The organism is Amycolatopsis echigonensis (genome assembly GCF_014174495.1).
Taxonomy (GTDB): Bacteria; Actinomycetota; Actinomycetes; order Mycobacteriales; family Pseudonocardiaceae; genus Amycolatopsis; species Amycolatopsis echigonensis.
In genome coordinates, this window is the sequence record NZ_JACJHR010000283.1 from 1 (window position 1) to 380 (window position 380).

At 68.2% G+C, this 380-nt stretch carries 1 protein-coding gene; it reads left to right on the plus strand.

Features of this window, described 5'->3' with window-relative positions; genetic code table 11:
* A partial coding sequence (locus tag H5411_RS46780; RefSeq protein WP_463672097.1) for a lipoyl synthase occupies positions 1 to 380 on the plus strand: 380 nt, incomplete at both ends.

Sequence of the window (380 nt, forward strand, 5' to 3'; positions counted from 1 at the left end):
TACGCGCGTTCGCTGGAGGTGATCACCCGGGCTCGTGCGGCGGGTTTGGTGACGAAGTCGAACCTGATCCTCGGCATGGGCGAGACCCCGGACGAGGTGTCGACGGCGTTGCAGGACCTGTTCGACGCCGGGTGCGAGATCATCACCATCACCCAGTACCTGCGGCCCTCCCCGCGCCACCACCCCGTCGACCGGTGGGTCAAGCCGGAAGAATTCGTCGAACACGCGAAAACCGCGGAGGCGATCGGGTTCCCGGGTGTGATGGCGGGGCCGTTGGTGCGGTCGTCGTATCGCGCGGGCCGGTTGTACGCGCAGACGAAGGCCCACCGGGGCGAGGAATTGCCGGAGAACCTCGCCCACCTGACCGCCGAAGGACCGGC